The sequence below is a fragment of the Acinetobacter sp. GQ146 genome (assembly GCF_059758585.1).
Genome location: NZ_JCAXDV010000008.1, coordinates 41,282 through 61,293, shown reverse-complemented (window position 1 = coordinate 61,293; position 20,012 = coordinate 41,282). Strand labels below are relative to the sequence as shown.

General features: G+C 40.7%; 17 protein-coding genes and 1 pseudogene. 11 read left to right on the top strand and 7 right to left on the bottom strand.

Going from position 1 to position 20,012, the window contains the following annotated elements; translation table 11 throughout:
* Positions 1–44: 44 nt before the first annotated feature.
* The 3 genes from recA to AC6CHI_RS12920 all read right to left on the bottom strand — a co-directional run bounded on the left by recA (position 45) and on the right by AC6CHI_RS12920 (position 2,346).
* Positions 45–1,091, bottom strand: coding sequence for a recombinase RecA (gene recA, locus AC6CHI_RS12930; protein WP_498121716.1), 1,047 nt, complete (start codon positions 1,089–1,091; stop codon positions 45–47).
* A gap of 147 nt (positions 1,092–1,238) precedes the next feature.
* A complete protein-coding gene (locus AC6CHI_RS12925; protein ID WP_458892383.1) occupies positions 1,239–1,679 on the bottom strand; it encodes an RNA-binding S4 domain-containing protein in 441 nt (146 codons plus the stop codon).
* Positions 1,672–2,346: an HAD-IA family hydrolase gene (locus AC6CHI_RS12920; RefSeq protein ID WP_498121714.1), complete on the bottom strand. Its 675-nt coding sequence runs from the start codon at positions 2,344–2,346 to the stop codon at positions 1,672–1,674. The genes AC6CHI_RS12925 and AC6CHI_RS12920 overlap by 8 nt, the downstream gene beginning before the upstream one ends.
* Before the next feature lie 743 nt (positions 2,347–3,089).
* Here AC6CHI_RS12920 and AC6CHI_RS12915 point away from each other — a divergent pair.
* From AC6CHI_RS12915 to AC6CHI_RS12905, 3 genes are all read left to right on the top strand, one after another.
* The gene (locus tag AC6CHI_RS12915; RefSeq protein WP_498121713.1) at positions 3,090–3,947 is read left to right on the top strand and encodes a 3'(2'),5'-bisphosphate nucleotidase CysQ family protein; all 858 of its coding nucleotides are present in this window, start codon (positions 3,090–3,092) and stop codon (positions 3,945–3,947) included.
* Between the two features lie 51 nt (positions 3,948–3,998).
* A complete protein-coding gene (locus tag AC6CHI_RS12910) occupies positions 3,999–4,733 on the top strand; it encodes a phosphoglycerate mutase family protein (RefSeq protein ID WP_458892386.1) in 735 nt (244 codons plus the stop codon).
* Positions 4,734–4,922: 189 nt separating this feature from the next.
* Positions 4,923–7,604: a M66 family metalloprotease gene (locus AC6CHI_RS12905; RefSeq protein ID WP_498121711.1), complete on the top strand. Its 2,682-nt coding sequence runs from the start codon at positions 4,923–4,925 to the stop codon at positions 7,602–7,604.
* Positions 7,605–7,733: 129 nt separating this feature from the next.
* On the opposite strand, the gene rpsT is transcribed toward AC6CHI_RS12905, so the two are convergent.
* Positions 7,734–8,000: a 30S ribosomal protein S20 gene (gene rpsT / locus AC6CHI_RS12900; protein WP_458892388.1), complete on the bottom strand. Its 267-nt coding sequence runs from the start codon at positions 7,998–8,000 to the stop codon at positions 7,734–7,736.
* 215 nt (positions 8,001–8,215) lie between these two features.
* Here rpsT and AC6CHI_RS12895 point away from each other — a divergent pair, with 215 nt between their 5' ends.
* The 3 genes from AC6CHI_RS12895 to AC6CHI_RS12885 are packed head-to-tail and all read left to right on the top strand — an operon-like array spanning position 8,216 to position 10,200.
* A complete protein-coding gene (locus tag AC6CHI_RS12895) occupies positions 8,216–8,881 on the top strand; it encodes an NAD-dependent epimerase/dehydratase family protein (RefSeq protein WP_498121709.1) in 666 nt (221 codons plus the stop codon).
* Between the two features lie 12 nt (positions 8,882–8,893).
* Positions 8,894–9,406: a ribonuclease E activity regulator RraA gene (rraA, locus tag AC6CHI_RS12890; RefSeq protein WP_498121707.1), complete on the top strand. Its 513-nt coding sequence runs from the start codon at positions 8,894–8,896 to the stop codon at positions 9,404–9,406.
* 11 nt (positions 9,407–9,417) lie between these two features.
* On the top strand, positions 9,418–10,200 hold the full coding sequence (locus AC6CHI_RS12885) for a glutathione S-transferase N-terminal domain-containing protein (protein ID WP_498121890.1): 783 nt from the start codon (positions 9,418–9,420) through the stop codon (positions 10,198–10,200).
* Positions 10,201–10,550: 350 nt separating this feature from the next.
* Here the strand turns inward: AC6CHI_RS12885 and AC6CHI_RS12880 are convergent, their stop codons facing one another.
* From AC6CHI_RS12880 to AC6CHI_RS12870, 3 genes and pseudogenes are all read right to left on the bottom strand, one after another.
* On the bottom strand, positions 10,551–11,702 hold the full coding sequence (locus AC6CHI_RS12880) for an acyltransferase family protein (protein ID WP_498121705.1): 1,152 nt from the start codon (positions 11,700–11,702) through the stop codon (positions 10,551–10,553).
* Positions 11,703–11,892: 190 nt separating this feature from the next.
* Positions 11,893–12,015: pseudogene (locus tag AC6CHI_RS12875) on the bottom strand (Sir2 family NAD-dependent protein deacetylase); the annotation flags it as partial.
* Positions 12,016–12,027: 12 nt separating this feature from the next.
* On the bottom strand, positions 12,028–12,993 hold the full coding sequence (locus AC6CHI_RS12870) for a LysR family transcriptional regulator (RefSeq protein WP_498121703.1): 966 nt from the start codon (positions 12,991–12,993) through the stop codon (positions 12,028–12,030).
* 228 nt (positions 12,994–13,221) lie between these two features.
* Between AC6CHI_RS12870 and AC6CHI_RS12865 the strand changes: the two genes are divergently transcribed.
* The 5 genes from AC6CHI_RS12865 to AC6CHI_RS12845 all read left to right on the top strand — a co-directional run bounded on the left by AC6CHI_RS12865 (position 13,222) and on the right by AC6CHI_RS12845 (position 19,433).
* Positions 13,222–14,439, top strand: coding sequence for an acyl-CoA dehydrogenase (locus tag AC6CHI_RS12865; RefSeq protein ID WP_498121701.1), 1,218 nt, complete (start codon positions 13,222–13,224; stop codon positions 14,437–14,439).
* Positions 14,440–14,559: 120 nt separating this feature from the next.
* Positions 14,560–15,786 (top strand): CaiB/BaiF CoA transferase family protein, encoded by a 1,227-nt coding sequence (locus AC6CHI_RS12860; protein WP_498121699.1) that lies wholly within the window; start codon positions 14,560–14,562, stop codon positions 15,784–15,786.
* 902 nt (positions 15,787–16,688) lie between these two features.
* Positions 16,689–17,681, top strand: coding sequence for a DUF1852 domain-containing protein (locus AC6CHI_RS12855; RefSeq protein ID WP_498121697.1), 993 nt, complete (start codon positions 16,689–16,691; stop codon positions 17,679–17,681).
* Between the two features lie 37 nt (positions 17,682–17,718).
* The gene (locus AC6CHI_RS12850; RefSeq protein WP_498121695.1) at positions 17,719–18,750 is read left to right on the top strand and encodes a methionine synthase; all 1,032 of its coding nucleotides are present in this window, start codon (positions 17,719–17,721) and stop codon (positions 18,748–18,750) included.
* 191 nt (positions 18,751–18,941) lie between these two features.
* Positions 18,942–19,433 (top strand): flavin reductase, encoded by a 492-nt coding sequence (locus tag AC6CHI_RS12845; protein WP_498121888.1) that lies wholly within the window; start codon positions 18,942–18,944, stop codon positions 19,431–19,433.
* Positions 19,434–20,012: the final 579 nt, after the last annotated feature.

Below are 20,012 nucleotides of genomic sequence, written 5' to 3'. Positions count from 1 at the left end.
GGCGTTTTGGTATAGCAGGTATATTTTGTAGAGTACCTAATGGCTTAAGCATCAAGTAGTAAATCAGGTTCTTCTTCCTCTTTTTCCTCTACAGCGACATTACCTGTGGTTAATAATTGGTCGCGGATAATGCGTTCAACTTCTTGAGCCATTTGCGGATTCTCTTCAAGGTGGCGGATCACGTTGTTCTTACCTTGACCAATTTTGTTGCCTTGATATGAGTACCATGCACCAGCTTTTTGGATGATGTCTTGCTGAACGGCAAGATCGACCAACTCGCCTAGCTGATTCACACCTTTGCCATAAAGAATCTGGAAGAGTGCTTCTTTAAATGGAGGTGCCATTTTGTTTTTAACAACTTTCACTTTGGTTTCTGAACCAATAATTTCGTCGCCTTCTTTCACTTGACCTACACGACGAATATCCAGACGTACAGATGCATAGAATTTCAATGCATTACCACCAGTCGTGGTTTCTGGGCTACCGAACATTACGCCAATCTTCATACGGATTTGGTTAATGAAGATCACCATACAGTTTGATCGTTTCGCATTACCTGTAATTTTACGCAGTGCCTGACTCATTAAACGAGCCTGTAAGCCCATGTGTGAGTCACCCATTTCACCTTCAATCTCGGCACGTGGGGTAAGTGCAGCCACAGAGTCGACTACGATCAGGTCGATTGCGCCAGAGCGAACTAGCATGTCGGCAATTTCAAGTGCTTGCTCACCGTTGTCAGGTTGAGAAACAAGTAGGTTATCGATATCGACCCCAAGCTTGCGCGCATATTGAGGGTCGAGTGCATGCTCGGCATCAATAAAGGCACAGGTTCCACCTGCTTTTTGGCATTGTGCAATGGCTTGTAAAGTCATGGTGGTTTTACCAGAGGATTCTGGACCGTAAATTTCAACAATACGACCCTTTGGTAAACCGCCGATACCTAGTGCAATATCGAGTGTTAAAGAACCGGTTGAAACCGCTTCAACAGCTTGCACGGTATTGTCACCAAGGCGCATGACTGTATTTTTACCAAATTGTTTTTCAATTTGGCTTAGGGCAGCGTTTAGCGCCTTGCTTTTATTCTCATCCATCTCACAACCTCAAAACTATGTCACTTAATTTTTAACTAAAGTGGATGTATTGCATTACAAACGTTTTCCACTTCAGTATAGTGACAGAATTATTCCTGTTATTCTATGCCTGTTGTATCTAGTGCGACACAACATGACGCGACTAATTTAATCATCATTATAAGACCAATGTTGGTCAAATTGTTGATCATTTTCTTGTTTAAATTTACTGATTTGTCGACGATCTTTCTTCGAAGGTCGATGATCAGGACGTGCTAGATTATGCAACTTTCTTTGCGAAGCAAGCAATTCTCTTTTTGCGATACTGACTTCGGTTTCTTCATAGAGTTGTTGTGCAATAGGTGCAGGTCCGCGTACACCAGAAATGGCTTTGATGATCACGGTTTTCTTTTCAAAGCCTTGTTGAATGGTGAGTTCCATACCAATACGGACTTCTTTTGAAACTTTGACACGTTCACCATCAAAATGGACTTTGCCTCCTTCAATCGCGGACTTCGCTATACTGCGTGTTTTAAAAAAACGTGCAGCCCATAGCCATTTGTCGATACGCATGGTTTCAGCAGGTAAGTGTTGCTCTGCTTTAGGCATATTGCTTGTGTTCCTCGGCTTGTTCGATGAGCGGAATTAAATCCGTGAGATGTTTTAACATTGGGAAATCGGATTCGTCACGGATTAATCCTATAGATGAGGGCTGTTGTATGCTAATTAAATGCTGTAAGCCGAATTTTTGTGCACCGCGTAAAACTTTCTCCGTATCATCAATAAAATACGCTTGAGAAATATTGAATGGATGCAGCTGATGCAGCTTTTCCCAAAATGCTGGAAATTCTTTCGCATGACCCATGGTCTCGCTGCTCACAATTACATCAAAATATGGAGCAATCCCTGTTTGTTCTAATTTGAATTTCAGGCTGGCGCAATCGGCATTGGTGGCAAGCCAGCAAGGGTATTGATTTAATTTTAAATATTCTAACAGTTCTCTACATCCAGCGCGTAAACTGACTTTGTGTTGGTGTTCTTGTTGTAAGGCCAATACATCCACTCCAACTTTTGCTGACCAAAAGCGGGATGAATACCAATTTAGTGTATGGCTATGTTCTTGGTAAAACTGAAATAAAATATTTTGACTTTGTTGTATGTCGCATTGATGAGTTTCTGCATAACGAATGGGCAGTAATTGGTTCCAGATAAGATCATCATAGGCGAGATCAAGTAATGTGCCATCCATATCGAATATCACAATTGGTTTAGCCATTAAAAAATCCTGATATAACAGAGGAGCAAGAAGCTGAAGTTGCAAAGGATATAGGACGAAGCTTCGAACTATATCGGCCTACTATACAACAAAGAACTTGTAGGAATCATTTGAAATTGTTCAGAGCGTGTTTTGATACGGGAGATACATTGCTTGTCTGAATGTTGTGTCTGGAAGCAGGCATACTGCTTTGTCCGTGATGAATATCCTAATTTGTTATTAATATTTAAATTGTGCAGATTTAACACCTATGGCTACGATATAAGTCCATTTGCGCTGCGTCATCATATGGTTAAATCTGAATATTGAACAACTTTAGTCCATCCACATAATGCACAGGGAATGATGCGGCTGGGCAATCTATATTTTAAGAAGCGATGGCAAGATGGTCGCGAGAAAAGATTTCAGATGATTGATTTTAAATAAGGTATTGAGTGATCCTTTCCTGTTTGGATCATAAAGTTCGTGGCAATCAGTCTAAGTATAAGCACATTTTTGAAATTAGTTTCAGGATGAATGTACTCCTTTATAACTGACCGTAAGAATGATGATGGACTATTTATTAAGTTCTTGCTGTTATTTAAGGGTATTAGAACTAAAGTGTATTACAAACTAACTATGCAATTTAATGTAACTAGGCGTAAGATAAAAGAAAATATTGATCATTTCATACCGTTTAATGGATGAGTCGAAGCCCCTTTAAAGTGCGTGAAATTGATGGATCAGTGTATGAAGAGCAGATTATGTTTATAAAAACCCCAGCCCCCCGCGATGATATGATTTTGCAGCTTGTGCCAATCATGACGCAAGCATGTGAAATTTTGCGCCAAGAATTCGAACAGTATTGTTCGGGTGAAAATTTTAATATTGAACATAAACATGATGACTCTCCGGTGACACAAGCCGATTTTAGGGCAAATCAATTTATTACAGAAAGCTTGGCACAATATAGTGCAGATATTCCATTGTTATCCGAAGAAGGGGATTATGCCTCGCGTCAACAATGGCAAAATTTCTGGCTGCTTGATCCATTGGATGGCACTAAAGAATTCCTGCATAAGCGTCCAGAATTTACGATTAATTTAAGTTTGGTTGAGCGTGCCGAAACGGTCTTTGCGATATTGGCGATCCCGGGTGAACAAACGATGTATATTTGTCCACGGCAAGGTATGCCTTTAAAGTTTCAAATACGAACACAGCAATGGTTTGAATATTGTGCAGAACCTAATCAAACAGGACCTGTGCAAGTCGGCTTAAGTCAAAGTTCGCAACAAAAAGGCCAATACCATGAGTATTTGCAGGTGCTGGAAAATATGACGACTTATACGGTGTTTAAGGCAGGCAGTGCGTATAAGTTCTGTATGATGCTCGAACACAAAGTTGATATTTACCCGCGCTTTCATCCAACCAGTGAGTGGGATACCAGTGCAGGGCAATGCTTGCTTGAGCGGATTGGTGGTGGATTGGTAGATTTTAAAGGACGTCCATTTTTATATAATCAGCGGGACAGTCTTTTAAATGGGGGATTTATTGCCTTTCGTAACCGTGAAATGAAGCAGCTGGCTTTGGCCGCGCTTGCAAGAATGTTGAGCAGGCATTAAACAAAAAGGTTAGAATAGTACAGTGTAAACACAAAAAAATATGAAGATATCATGGCATTAGAACGACTCCCGCGCAGCATGCTTAAAGCAATTGATTTATTGCCAGATACAAGCACTCCCGTCACTTTATTTACTCGGCATTCTATTCGGGAAATTGTTAGCGGACAGGGTTTGGCTGGCTATGACTTGCAGTTGACTTCGCAAGGTCGTGATTTGGCACAAGCTTGGGGGGCACATCTTATTGGTCAGACGGATCGTATTATTCAGCATTGTATTTCAAGCCCTATACAACGTTGTGTAGACACTGCGGCTCTGATGATTCAGGGTGCAGATGCTATGAGTACGCAAACCAATACCCATCATATTGAAATTGTCCAGCAGGGCTTATTGGTTGAGCCAGGTAGTTTTGTGTTGGATATAAAGCAGGCGGGTCCTTATTTTCGTGAACAAGGGGCTTTAGGCTTTATTAATAGCTTTGTGAATAATGCTTTGCCAGGCATGAAACATCCGATTCATGGCGTGGTTGATGTCTTGGAATTAATTTATAACACGCATCCACAGCAACAGAATGGCCTGAGTCTAGCGGTTAGCCATGATACGATCATTGCCGCGATTATTGCGGTAATCTCAGGCCGGAATGTGATTACCCAAGAAGATTGGCCACAGATGATGGAAGGCTTATTTGTTTGGTTTGAGGGCGATGAATTTTTAGATTCAAAACTAAAATGGATTTGGCGTGGTGAACTTCACGAGCTCAATATCCGACAATTCAAACAGCACCATTAAAAAAACGTTCTGAGATTCTTTTCTTATTTACATTGGGTGCAATCACTTGCGTGGTGACTCAGGTTTAAAACTCTTATTTTTCAATTAAGTGAAAAGTATATAATCAATTTTAAATCTATGATTTTATAGATTATTTATCATTTTGTATTATTTTCTTTCTAATAATTGGGGATATTGTTGAAAAACGTGATGTATTACCGATTGCATGCATTGAGTTTGTGCATAACGGCAATTTTGTTGTCTGGTTGTGGTGGCGGTTCGGGAGAAGGCAGCAATGGGGATGGCTCGAGCGAAACAAAGCCAGCTCAACCGCTTTATCCAGAGCCAACAAAAGATGTGGTTGCTGATGAGACATTGGGTTTTTATGATTATGACTCTAGTGCTTCAACACGTGAAATCCGTTCCGACTTAACGGGATCGTTACAGGCGATGATTCAGTTTGGTCAGGCGCATGTGGTCGACCCTAATGGAAATGAGGCAAAAAAAATGCCCCGTTTGACTGCGGAGCGAGAAGCTTTACTGTTGGTCACGCCTACTGCTGAGATGGCAGATATTCAACAGCTTGAACTTGAAATTTATCAAGATGGTTTATTGATCCGTCGAGTCAAACTTGATGATCCATCACAAATTCCACTTTCTGATCAAAGCAATCAAGATCAGCGCCCACAGGTGCTTTACAGTAAACGCGCATGGTCAACTAAGTTAAACTGGAGTGAAGTTAAGCCAGGACTCAAACTTAAAATTACAGATCAAAATGGTCGAATTGGCGAATTGCCAGAAACATCGATTGACTTTGCACCGCCTGGCGTTTTGGTTTTAAATAATATCCGATTAGGCTTACTTACGGACCCTCCAGTGTCGACTGGGCACTATATACTATTGGAGCCTGAAAAAGCCGGAACAGACTATTTTCAAACCATTCCTGCTGCCGAAATGATCGTGGCTAAATACGATGATATGAAGCTTAATCGGGTAATGGTGGCGAATGGTTCAATTTACGATACCCATAGTGTTGTAGAAGGTGGGGTGTATTCGGGAGATATGCGTGAAAATGTCGCTAAATCGACGTTCAGCGTTGGCATAAACTTGGCTAATTGGGGGATAACCAGTGCCTCAATGGCAAGTCAAGAGCAACCTCAGTTAACTGAAAGTGTGATTGTGCATCATGCTCGTGGTAAGTATAGCAACGGGGATCAAACCCATGGCTTAAGTGGTGGCAATGGCATGCTGACGCTGATTGATTCTGTTGGTAATGAGTTCAGTCATGAAATTGGTCATCATTATGGTTTGGGGCATTACCCTGGGTCTGTGACCGCAGAAGGTCAAGCTACCAATTACTTTTGGTCTGCGCATCATGCTGACAGTGGTTGGGGGTATATTGCATTCCGTAATAAGATGCGCGGAAATCTCAACTGGAGATCAACAAGTCTAGGGGATGGAAGTAATGGTGTTCCTAACTTTCAGCAGTTATATCCTTACGGTTGGGATGCAATGGCAGGAGGCTCTTCTGCCAGTTCAATCTCGCGTTTTACACACTACACGGGCTACAGTACCTCATTAAAGATACAACCACACTTTAATCGTGCCATGTGGGATGCTAATTCGGTTACTGGTTATACTCAATGGAATGCCACTACCCGCAAAATGGAAGTGGTACAACCACGTGTACCTAATTCAACACGCGTCTGGTATAACCGTGCTGATGGAAACTATTTAAAACCACGCCTCTTCGGGGTTCCTGTATATACGATTTTGGGAGGATATGACCCAGTCAATCAGGTGGGTTTGTTATATCCCGCTGCGCGAAGTAACTGGGGTAATGTATTTCAACTCCCAGAAAATCAATCGAATACTTCTGACGCAGCATGTTGGCTAAATGTTTCTTATGATGTAGGCGGAAATAAAACAGTAGCTTTGGCACCGAACCGCATGGATGCTGTTAATAGTGCTGCCAATAAGCTACATGTTAATCTGGCAATCTCCGATCAGCCACGACGTGTCGATTTGTATTGTAAAAAAGCCCATGAAGCAGAAAAGCTTTTATCGAGTATTGATATCCCTACATATACAGATGAAATCCGATCTGCGGTTCAAATAGGGCGGGATCATGCTTATACGGCATTAGCTAAAATTGAGTTACCTGTGCTTGAACAGGAACTCTTATCTCAGGCGGGTAAGTCGGTTGTGGTCTTATCGCCAAATGCACAATTGTTATATGACTCTTATGCCAATAACCCAACAGGACTATCTGTTGCAGCTCAACAGGTCTTGGCGCTATATGAAAGCCAACAGCAAAAAATTTACCGACTCAATCGTTGGATGAATGTTTATGCAAAAGATTTAACCGCTCAAAATAGTGCGGCCAAAGCAGCATTAGCAGAGTTTATTACACAGTTGGGCATGGAAACATCGACTTTATATAAAGAACAAAGTGTTTTATTGAATAGAACCAATTGTTTAAAAGTCGAGAAATTGACGAATGGTCAATATAATCCATATATCAGTGGTCAAACTGGTTGCGTGGCGGATGATTCGGAACAGTGGATTCTCGATGCTTTGGGGCGTATTCACAGTAAATTGGCTATTGACCAATGCTTAACCAGTAATGGTGGTGGTAATAAAATTACATTGGCGACTTGTTCAACACAGTTAAGCAGTCAAGTTTGGACGATGGCCGCAGATACACAATCCATCCGCCAAGGCAGTCAGTGTTTTGATTTGAATAAGGGGTATCTGGTAGACAATCGTGCTGATCTTATTCGTTATAACTGTACTAATGGTGTAAATCAGAAGTGGACCACGTTATTGCCGAATAACAATTTGATATTGTCTTATTTAAAGCCTAAGAATTTGCTCTTGCTTGCACACTAATTAGGAGAAAGCTCTTTCATTAAAGTGAAGGGGCTTTTTATTTTGCTTGTTCATGATTGCGAGGAGAAAGAAAAGATCGAAATCGCAGATATAAAAAAAGCCCGAAAGGGCTTTTTTTAATACAACAAATTAGTTAGCTAATGCTTTAACTTGCGTATTTAAACGGCTCTTATGACGAGCAGCTTTGTTCTTATGGATGATACCTTTATCAGCCATACGGTCGATTACAGGAACAGCTTTTTTGTAAGCTTCTGTAGCGACAGCATGGTCACCAGCAGCAATAGCAGCTACTGTGCGTTTGATGTAAGTACGAACCATAGAACGCAAGCTTGCGTTGTGTTTACGTGCTTTAACGTTTTGACGAGCACGTTTTTTTGCTTGAGCAGAGTTTGCCACTCGTGCACTCCTTGAATTAGATTGGTCTGGGCGGGCTGAAATTCATACTGAAAACCAACATCAGTAGAACTATCACCAGCCCGTAAACAAGTGCCATATTTTGATTAAACATGACCACGAAGTCAAGTCTTGACATGCTTTGACAACATTTTAGATGCAGAAAAATGTTAAAGAAAACGTTAGATTACTGCTAAACAACGGAGAATGATCAAAAAATGATAAATTCGATTCAAAAGGTCATCGTGATTGGCGCAACAGGTTTAGTCGGTAGAGCTTTAATCAAACAATTAAATGAATTAAGGAGTTGCGAGCAAATTACTGCTGTGGTTCGGCATTATGATGTGCAGTTGAGTCAGATGAATAAAGTTCATCAATTGGTATTGGATGACTTTCTGCTCTTAAATGATGAAGACGTCGATGGTCATAGCCATGCTTTTAGTTGTTTGGGTACAACCATGAAAAAAGCGGGTTCAAAAGCAAAATTTTACAATATTGACTATGAGATCAATGCCCATTTTGCCGATTTGCTGGAGGAAATGGAGATTCACTACCTATTGGTGAGTGCATTGGGGGCGAGCGTAAAGTCTCCAATTTTCTATAATCGGGTGAAAGGTGAGCTAGAGCAGCATATTCGAGAGTTGGCTTTATATAAGACCTCAATTTTACAACCCTCATTGCTACTGGGGGAACGATCTGAACAGCGGTTGCTAGAAGGGGCAACACAGCGTTTATATCAGAAGGTGTCTCATTTGGTTCCCAATTCTTTTAAATATAAGCCAGTGACAGCTGAACAAGTGGCTCATACTATGGTCGTGGCAGCGCAAACTCAAACTGAAAAGTTTGAAATTTATGATAATTTACGCATACAACAAGCCAAATAAATGGAGAAAGACGTGGCAGCAGTACCTTTTGTAACTTGTGATTTGCTTGATGATCATCCAGAAAAAGAACTTCAGGTGGTTACGCCATCGATGGATGGAAAATTCTTTAAAAGCTATGGCGCACGCAAAAGCTTTGGTGGTCAGGTGGTGACAGTCAAATGCTTTGAAGATAACTCGCGAGTAAAAGAGTTATTGGCTACAGATGGTACGGGTAAAGTCCTTGTGGTGGATGGTGGGGCTTCCATGCGCTGTGCCTTAATGGGGGATTTAATTGCTGAATCGGCTGTAAAAAACCATTGGAATGGAGTTGTTATTTATGGTTGTGTACGCGATGTGGATGCGATTGCTGAATTGGATCTCGGAGTACATGCATTGGCTGCAATTCCACAAAAAAGTAATCGTAAGGGCATAGGTGAAACTGATATTCCACTTTATTTTGGTGGTGTGACCATTCAGTCAGGCGATTATATTTATGCGGATAACAATGGTATTGTTGTCGCGAAAGATAAACTGATTGAATTATAAAATAAGGATAAATTATTGTGAATCATCAAATTAAAGTCATTCAGTCTTTGGCATCTTCTTTGACTGAAGGTGGGCGTGGGGTATCAGGTACAGCTTTTCCTCAACAACCTGAAAAAGCATTAAAGCTCTATGAGTTTGAGGGTTCACCATTTTGTCGCCGTGTGCGAGAAGTGTTAACACTGCTTAATCTGGATTATGAAGTTTATCCTTGTCCGAAAGGGGGGACAAAATATCGCAACTTGGTGAAACAGTTAGGTGGAAAAGCACAATTTCCTTTTTTGATTGATGAAAATACTTCATCACAAATGTATGAGTCTCAGGACATTATCCATCATTTGTTTAAACATTATGGTCGTACAGGGAAAACACCGAAAAAATTTGCACACTATCCGAAATTACCGGTCGTGGCATTTGCTGGGACTTTGATTAATGGTGCACGTGGCATTTGGGTCAATCCACAGGTTACCAATCGAGAGACTCCAGAACAGTTACTTGAATTATGGGGCTTTGAAGCGAGTCCATTTACGCGAATTGTACGTAGTGTCCTGACTGAACTTGAACTTCCATTTATATTTCATAATGTGGCTAAAGAGCGCTGGCAAGATATGGGACCTGCGGTATTGCGTTTAAAGCCAGGAAAATATGTCCCGATTAAAGAGGGTAAGCGTGAAAAAGTGATGGCTGTGATGGGGCGTGATATTCAAGTGCCGTATTTGGTGGATCCGAATACCCAAGTAAAAATGTTTGAATCAGCCCAGATTGTGAAATATTTAAAACAGCAATACGGTGTATAGCTCAAGTATGAAATAGCTCGGAATAATCTAGGATTATTCCGAGTAGTAATACTCAAAGAAATCGCTGATCGAAGTTGTGAGGGCTTTATAAATAACCGTAATGAGCATTGGAGCAGACACAATTAACATTTCCGTATGTCATTAGATACCTATTCAGCATCCACCTTCGGGAGGCTGTTAATTACCCTCGAGCCGCGCCGCTTAAAAACAAAAGAATATATTGAGATAGATGAAAACAAATCTATAGAAATACTCTGCGGGCAAGAAAAAATATTCTAGGCGTGGTGGAATTAACAACTGTGTTAAAGATATAACCTGATTTAGTAAAAAAGCCGTCCGAAAGGGCGTTTTTAACGATTTTTGACTAATCCCGAATCACTTTTAGATACAGGAGCCTTTTTTCTTAAAAAAGGACTTTCAATAAATTTATAAGTTAAAAGTGATAGTAATACTACCACACCAAAAACGGCAGGAAATGAAAGATAGTAAGTATGTAAAGACGTAGTGCTGAAGTCTATAACATCCATAATAGAGAAGAAAAAGTACAATACTGCACCATGAATAAGGTAAATACTGTAACTCACTTCTCCAAGTATCCTGAGACCATTGTTATAGAGCACGCCAAAGAAATTATATCCATTTGCAATGAATGCAAAAATGATCGCTAATGGAATCATTTGAGCAAAGGTATATGGTTCAGTAAAGAATAGAGAAAAAACACTTAGTCCGATTACAATCACATTCGACGCTTTAGGCGACTCCAGCATAAAGTTTTGAAACCAGTCTTTAAACTTGATTGCAGGAATAGAAAGAAGAAATAGGGCGTAGTAGTAATGGGACTTTTCCTTAAAAATATAGAAAAGTAACGCTGCAATAATTACTAGTGATAAGGCTAAAGGAATTTTCTTGTGGTAAATACAATAGATAATTGGAAGACTGAAATAGAATTTCCATTCATACGCTAAAGTCCAGGCTACACCAGCAATGATGAGCCCACTTTCAAAGCCTTCAAAACTTCCACCTTTAAAAAGAAGCCAATCACTTACCCATTTCACGAATGCGCCAATATTCGTAACACTAATCGGGACATTAGATGCTGTAACCGCAAGAATGAAGGCGAATACTGCAATATAAAGAGGGTAGATCCGCTTTACACGTGATAAATATACCTGTTTCCAAGTAATATCTACTTTCATCATTTTATTAACAAAAAGATAGCCCGTAATTAAAAAGAAGATGGAAACTGCTGTACCCCCGAAATTATCAATTAAAACAAACTCAGGTTTTTTCCATTCCCCGGCAGTCTTCCAGACATAGGTAATGTAGAAATGATGAGCCAGTACAGAAAGAGCGAGAATCCCGCGTAAACCATCGAGTGGTGAAGAGCGTTGGATCACTTCTATTGGTAAAAATTGAACTTTTCTTAGAAGAGTCGTAGTAAACCCGATACATGTAATGAGTAGCAAAAAAAGATAAAGGGCATCAATTTGAAAAAAAATCATAGTGAATTTATTTGAGAGATAGCAAGGGTATTTTAGGCACTCAATTTCATATTATCTACATTATTTTAATTGTTGAATTATATTATGTTCATATTTGCCTCATACTTTGATTAAAGCTTAGAGTAAGAAAAAATAGGATTCAGGAAATTGGTGACAGTCCAGCCCCCAAAACTTAAAATAAGCTATAAATAGCTTCAGGCGTAGCGACCTGTTCGATCTTATAATTTTCCCAAAGCCCGTCATGATCACGGAAGGTTTGAATACCACTTTCGGCACTCATTCCTGCACCTGAAAACACCACTAGTTTTTGCATAGCATCCTCGTATTATCTTATTGGGGGAGTAACTGCATTCATGATGGAGATGGACTGTACTTCATCTTTTATCCAATCAACAAATTTTTGCAGAATGGGTGATGTTTCCTGACTAGAGTGAACCAAATAATAGGAACGGTGGCTTTGTAATGGGCTATTGTTGGCGATAACCAATGTTTGATTTTTCAGTTCTTGCTCAATGAGCATTTGCGGAATCAAAGCAACGCCCATGGCGTGAGAAGCGGCTACAGCGAGCATGGAAAATAACTCATGGCGTTGTCCTTCATCCGCTTTAGGCTGATGGACTTGATGCGCCTGAAACCATTCCTGCCAAATAGTGGGGCGAGTTGTCTGTTGCAATAATGGTAATTGTGCAATTTGTTCTGGCAGCAGGTTGTAGGTGTCATGGTTGCAGGGCTGGGCATCGGGAAAGTATTGTTGAATCAGTGAAGGTGCGCAGACAGCCACCACATCTTCGTGCATTAATAAATGAGCCTGAGTGCCTGGCCAGTGTTCAATTTGCTGCTGTGTTCCTGCGTAAATTGCAGCATCAAATATATGTTCGCTAAAAAGAAAGGGCTTGGTGCTGGTTTCTAAGTGAATGGTAACTTCTGGGTAGCATGAATTAAAGTGATGCAGTTTGGGTAATAACCATCGTGTTGCAAAGGTCGGAACAACCCCTAATTTAAGCGTGCCAGCTAAACCTTTATGAGAGATAACTTCTTGGGTAACTTTTTCTAAACCGACTAGGTAAGGTTTAATGGAGGCATAGTATTGAGAGCCTGCAACCGTCAGCTCCATGCCATGTCGAGTACGAGAGAACAGTTGGGTCTGTAAAAATTCCTCGAGTTGTTGGATTTGACGCGATACCGCACTTTGCGTCATCACCAGCTCTTGCGCCGCGTGTGTATAACTTGCATGTTTTGCGGCAGACTCGAAACAAATCAAGTTTTGAATCGAGGGGATTTTTCTTCTCATTTAAACCAACCAGACAAGTTTAATATTTTAAAAATGCATAAATTCTTGTGTACGAATTATAAGGAAAATCTCCTAGAAGCATCTATAGCAATCTATCCAAATTTATTTAATTTTGCCAGTTGGATCAAGATATGCATATTCCGCATATCTGCATGCAAATTATTCGTTTGAATTAATTCGGATTCAGTCATAGCATCAATTTAGATAAAAAACAGCGCAGAGGATGCAATGAATCAAATGGTGAACTCGAAAAAAACGGTTAAAACGCAGTTCAAATGGCAAGATCCATTTTTACTCGAGCAGCAATTGACTGAAGAGGAGCGCATGATTCGTGATACTGCCCATGCCTACTGTCAGGATAAATTGCAGCCGCGTGTGCTGGAACAGTTTCGCCATGAAAAAACCGATCCGACAATTTTTCGTGAAATGGGTGAGCTGGGCTTACTTGGTCCAACGATTCCTGAACAGTACGGTGGTACGGGCCTAAACTATGTGAGTTATGGACTGGTTGCACGTGAAATTGAATATGTTGATTCGGGTTACCGTTCCATGGCCAGTGTACAGAGTTCACTGGTGATGGTGCCGATTCACGAATTTGGCACAGAAGAGCAAAAGCAGAAATACTTGCCCAAATTAGCTACAGGTGAATATATAGGTTGTTTTGGTTTAACCGAGCCCGACCATGGTTCTGATCCAGGCAGCATGATTACCCGTGCAAAAAAAGTGGACGGTGGTTATCGTTTATCTGGGGCAAAAATGTGGATTACCAACAGCCCAATTGCAGATGTATTTGTGGTCTGGGCCAAAGAAGTTTCAGCCGAAGGTAATGTCGGTGATATTCGGGGGTTCATTTTAGAAAAAGGTTGGGAAGGGCTTTCAGCCCCTGCGATTCATGGCAAAGTCGGTTTACGAGCTTCCATTACGGGTGAAATTGTGATGGATAATGTCTTCGTGCCGGAAGAGAATGCTTTTCCAGAGGTGCGTGGTTTAAAAGGACCTTTTACGTGTCTGAATAGTGCGCGTTACGGTATTGCTTGGGGGGCAATGGGCGCAGCAGAATTCTGTTGGCATACTGCGCATCAATACACGATGGACCGTAAACAGTTTGGTCGTCCTTTGGCTGCAAATCAGTTGATCCAAAAGAAACTTGCCGACATGCAAACCGAAATTGCTCTGGGCTTACAAATTGCCTTACGTTTTGGCCGGATGAAAGATGAAGGCATTGCTTCAGTTGAAGGTACTTCACTCATCAAACGTAATAATTGCGGGAAAGCTTTGGATATTGCCCGTTTAGCGCGTGACATGATGGGCGGCAATGGCATCAGTGACGAATTTGGAGTTGCACGTCATTTGGTTAACTTGGAAGTGGTGAATACCTATGAAGGTACACATGACATTCATGCCTTAATTTTGGGACGTGCGCAAACAGGCATCGCAGCGTTCTAATTCAAATCCGTATCAAAAATTTATTTTGCTTAAAGTCAGGATGCTCGTTAGGGCATCTTGCAAGTGAGTTTGTCTTAAAAAACTAAAAAGCAAAATTCGAGATGTAATTAAGGAGTAAACATGGGTGCATTAAGGGGAATTCGCGTCTTGGATTTAAGCCGGGTCTTGGCAGGACCTTGGTGCGGGCAGATTTTGGCAGATCTAGGTGCTGAGGTCATTAAAATCGAGCGTCCTCAGTGTGGAGATGATACCCGCATGTGGGGACCGCCATGGATGCTAGATGAAGCAGGTCAAGCTACGCATGAATCAGGATATTTTCTTGCTGCAAATCGAAATAAGTATTCGGTTGCGATTGATATTACCCGACAAGAAGGTCAGGCCTTATTGCATCAAATGGTACAAACCGCAGATGTACTGATTGAAAACTATAAAGCGGGTTCATTGCAAAAATATGGATTGGATTATGAGACTTTAAGTGGGATTAATCCAAATCTGGTGTATTGCTCAATTACGGGTTTTGGGCAAACAGGACCACGCGCTAGTGAACCGGGTTACGATTTTATTATCCAAGGAATGTCGGGTTTGATGAGTATTACCGGCGAGAAAGAAGGTCTAGGGCAGGGGGCACAAAAAGTTGGTGTGGCTGTCGTTGACCTACAAACCGGGTTATATGCCACCATTGCCATTCAGGCTGCGCTATTGGCACGTCAGCAGATTGGGCGAGGTCAACATATTGATTTGTCATTATTGGATGTGCAGGTTGCAGGTCTGGCCAATCAGGGCATGAATTACCTCACGACTGGGGTATCTCCGCAACGTATGGGCAATAGCCATCCAAATATTGTGCCTTATCAGGCTTTTCAGGCCAAAGATAAAGAGTTTATTGTGGCATGTGGCAATGATAAACAGTTTAAAGATCTGTGTATTGCAATTGGCTATACCGCTCTGTTGGATGATGGACGTTTTACTCGTAATCAGGATCGAGTACGCCATCGTGAAGTATTGATTGAATTGTTATCTGCGCATTTTTTACAGAACAGTGCAGAACAGTGGGTGAATGCGATTCATGCTGTAAAAGTGCCTGTGGGGCTGATTAACTCGGTGGCAGAAGCATTACAAGAGCCGCAGCTTGAACATCGGGATATGCTCGTGAATCTTCCACATCCACTTAATGCTGAGTTTCAGATGATTGGTTCTCCGATTAAATTATCAGAAACACCAGTGGAATATCATCACGCTCCACCTCAATTAGGCGAGCATACAATGTCTGTACTTTCTGAATTTAAAGCAGAGCATGAATTACTGCAGTTAAAGGCGATGGGGATCATTGATAGTAAAATAGCCTAAGCATTTTTGTTAATGAAATAGTTGCTAAGAGCACTGAATTCAGTTTCAGGCGGAAAAAGTTTAACTCCGATGTGCTGTTATCTGAATGCATGCTCAGCATTATAAAGGATTATTCGGGGCGCTTATTAACGTTATATCTCTAGTGGAGGGCTTTAATGGGCACCTACTTATTCATTCTAATTTCCGAGCCAACTTAGCTTAGGAGTGATCGACCTGATTGAGTAAATTTAGAGGGTGATGCTCGCATGGATTTCTTTATTTCACTTTAAAATTAACTTATGTTCAGTTTATCGCCTTATAAGTGAATGCAATGCAGCTTAATTTTAACGGCACTTTGTCGATGCTGATCCAATCATTTTAGCAATTGTAGTTCTGAACGTTTTTGCGGCTTCAATTCCATATTTTTTATATGGTTTTTATCTTCCAGCTTGTTACAAGACAACGCATTTAGTATAGCTGGAGTCATCACATGATCTGTACTTGCTGTTTTTGGGATCATAGGGTGGAATGATTGCTTTTTAATTCTTAGCTTATAAAAATAATTTTTTTATCAATGATTTAATTTGGATTAATCAAGCGCCTAAGATGTAGTTTGGCATGATTTAAATGCCCTCTACGAGTGTCGAGCGCGTATTTATTTCGATATACAATTTTTAATCCAAAACAATTCTATTGCTTAACTTAATCTGCTGAATTGCAACTTAGATATGGTACTGGGCTCAGGATACACTTGCCTGAATTTATTCAGCTCATCGTTATTCGGCAGACAATAAAATCTATAAACATGAATTTTACTCACTTTTAGATGAGACTAAATCATTTTTATTCATGTTTGGAATACGGTATAAATTACACCATTCAAGCAATTTAGATAATTTCTCAAAATTAGGATGACCATCACCATGAGTAAAAAGTTTGCATGTTCAATCAAACGTATTCGTTTTGATGAAAACTATCAGCCAGCAGATAGCACACGTCTAACAACTAACTTTGCCAACTTGGCGCGTGGTGAAAGCCGTGAGCAGAACCTACGTAATACGCTTCGAATGATTAATAATCGTTTCAATGCTTTAGCCCAATCAGACAATCCGAAAGGCGATCGCTATTCACTTGAAATTGATATTATTTCTGCTGATTTAGACATTGAAGGTAATGGTCAATCTTTCCCAATCATTGAGATGCTGAAAAGCACCATTATCGATCATCACACCAATCAGCGTATTGAAGGCATGATTGGCAACAGCTTTTCGTCTTATGTCCGCGACTATGATTTTAGCGTAGTCCTGAAAGAACATAATAAAGACAACTCAACTTCATATGCACCCGAAGGTTTTGGGGATTTACACGGTAAGCTTTATCAATATTTGGTGAACTCGGACACGTTTAAAGCAGAGTTTAACCAACAACCTGTGATTTGCCTGAGTGTTTCAACAGCACGTACTTATCACCGCACCACCAATGAACATCCGATTTTAGGTGTTGAGTATAAGCAAGACCAGTACTCACGTACCGATGAATATTTCCACAAAATGGGCTTACAGGTTCGCTTCTTTATGCCAAAAGGCAGCGTTGCACCTTTAGCATTCTATTTTACGGGCGATTTACTGCGTGATTACACCGATTTTGAACTGATCAGTGCGATTAGCACCATGGAAACCTTCCAAAAGATTTATCGTCCTGAAATTTACAATGCAAATTCAGCAGCGGCGCAAGTTTATCAAGCCAGTCTCGAGTACCCAGATTACTCATTAACGCGAATCGTCTATGACCGAGTTGAACGTGGTCAGCTTGCAGTCAAACAGGGTAAATGGACGGAAGAGAATTTTATTAAGCCTTATCAAGATATTCTTGAGCAATGGGCTGCCAATTATAACGTAGAGCGTAACGCTGCTTAATTTACCCCAAATAGAACATAGAGATAGAAGATTTAAAATGGCAATTTTATTACCAACATCTACCGCTGGCAGCTTACCGAAACCCTCTTGGTTGGCAGAACCTGAAAAACTTTGGTCGCCGTGGAAACTCGAAGGTGAGCAACTGCTTGATGGCAAACAAGATGCTTTACGTTTGTCATTGCAAGAACAGCAACATGCAGGCATTGATATTGTCAGTGATGGTGAACAGACTCGCCAACATTTCGTGACGACGTTTATTGAACATCTTGATGGTGTGGACTTTCAGAAGCGTGAAACAGTTCGTATCCGTAATCGTTATGATGCGAGCGTGCCTTCTGTGGTAGGTGCAGTATCGCGTCAAAAACCTGTGTTTGTGGAAGATGCTAAGTTTTTACGTAGCCAAACGACTCAACCGATTAAATGGGCACTACCAGGCCCAATGACCATGATTGATACCCTGTATGATGGTCATTATAAAAGCCGTGAAAAACTGGCTTGGGAATTTGCCAAAATCTTGAACCAAGAAGCACTCGAATTAGAAGCTGCTGGTGTAGATATCATTCAATTTGATGAACCTGCATTTAATGTATTCTTTGATGAAGTGAATGACTGGGGGGTTGCAACCCTAGAACGCGCACTTGAAGGCTTGAAGTGTGAAACGGCGGTGCATATTTGCTACGGTTACGGCATTAAAGCCAATACCGATTGGAAAAAGACCTTAGGCTCAGAATGGCGCCAATACGAAGAAGCCTTTCCAAAATTACAACAGTCTAAAATCGATATTGTTTCACTCGAATGTCAAAACTCGCGTGTGCCAATGGATCTAATTGAACTGATTCGTGGTAAAAAAGTCATGGTCGGCGCGATTGATGTCGCAACCAATAGCATTGAAACACCGGAAGAAGTGGCTAATACACTGCGTAAAGCCCTCCAATTTGTTGATGCGGATAAGCTTTATCCTTCAACCAACTGTGGTATGGCACCTTTGGCGCGTGAAGTGGCACGCGGTAAACTGAATGCCTTAAGTGCAGGTGCAGAAATCGTGCGCAAAGAGCTAACTGGGTACTAAGCACTCGTATGATTTAAGGGGCAGCTTTCGGATTGGATGGTTTTTTAATTCTACGAGAGCTGACCCTCGCTTTAATTGATAGTAAGACAATATTCTACTTAGCGTACGTCTAGATCAAGTGCAGATGTAATCGAATCACACAGCGAACTCAATCTAAAACACAAGTTAGGACTTAATTTAGGAACAAGATGATGATTGAAGCAACAGACTTTAGAAATGCAATGTCTTCGTTAACCAGCGCAGTGAGTGTTGTGACTACGGCAGGCATGTCTGATCGTCATGGTTTCACTGCATCTGCTGTGTGTAGCGTTACTGATACGCCACCGACCCTATTGGTTTGCATGAATAAAGCATCGCGTTCACATGAGCATTTTGTCGAAAATAAAATTTTAACCGTGAATGTGTTGGGTGCACAGCATGAGGAAATTTCGAATGTATTTGCCTCTAAAATGAGTTCTGAAGAGCGATTTGAACATGGCGTTTGGACTGAGCTAGAAACGGGTGCACCAGTGTTAAAGGATGCTTTGGTGAATTTTGATTGTGAGATTGATCAAATCCAAGAAGTGGGTACACACACGATTTTTATCTGTCGTATTGTCGCGATTCAACAGAGTGAGCAAGATCAAAGTTTAGTTTATTTTAATCGTGCTTATCATCAAGTAGGACAGACGGAAATCGCCTAAATCTCGCTGTATAACGACTTAAACTTGAGGGTCAGACTGTAACATTTCGATTTTTAAGGAGTAAGAGATAGGGGTGGAACAGGGTAAAATTAAGGGTATAAAAATTATAAAATAGAATAAGAGAAGGTGCTTATTTTTCTATAAGCACCTTTAAAAATTGGAGAGGAGAGTGAGACTAGAATTCATGTTCCAAAGTTTACTCATGCTAGAAACATGAAGCAAAAGCGTGATTGCTGATGGTGTAATCTTGCATTGGTATCGAATACTTTTATTAAATAATGTGGATGAAAGAAAAAATAAACCTAGAGTCGGTTTAGAAAAAACTAAGACAGCTTTGCAAAAGATTGGTGTTTGACCATAATATAGCTAGAATAAAATTCAGAAAGAATAATGAGTAAAGTCATTGCACTAAAAAGCGCAAAATAAATCACAAGATCAACGGGGTTCAGCTTTTATTTTCGTGGTGCATGCTTTAAACATACAATCAAATTAGGAAAAATAGTGAAGCAGCCAATCGGCTTAAAGACATTATAGACACGATAAATCGACACAGAGGCTACATTTAACCAAATGTAGTGT